Consider the following 289-nt stretch of genomic DNA (forward strand, 5'->3'; position numbering starts at 1 on the left):
ATTTAATATTTTGATGCTCTTATATGGCATAAATACATTAGCCCCACTGATCTTAAACTTGCTTAACTTAGCTATGTGCTAATTTTTTAGTTTTGGTGTGAAGATTAATATGCTCAAAGCGAGTCAATTATTGATATTCAACTGTATAGGTAAAGATCTCATGTTAACTAAAGCATACGTGTCTGCTAGCAATTTTTTCCATTCATTCAAAAACGATGAACGCGGCGTGACTGCGATCGAGTATGGTCTGATTGCTGTTGCAATGGCTGTGTTAGTAACGACAGCAGTG

At 36.0% G+C, this 289-nt stretch carries 1 protein-coding gene; it reads left to right on the forward strand.

Annotated elements, in window-relative coordinates; translation table 11 throughout:
* Positions 1–160: 160 nt before the first annotated feature.
* Positions 161–289: Flp family type IVb pilin (locus BCT81_RS04885; RefSeq protein ID WP_133152555.1), on the forward strand; the 129-nt coding region annotated here is incomplete at its 3' end.

Source organism: Vibrio sp. 10N.261.52.A1 (assembly GCF_002876325.1).
Lineage (GTDB): Bacteria > Pseudomonadota > Gammaproteobacteria > Enterobacterales > Vibrionaceae > Vibrio > Vibrio chagasii.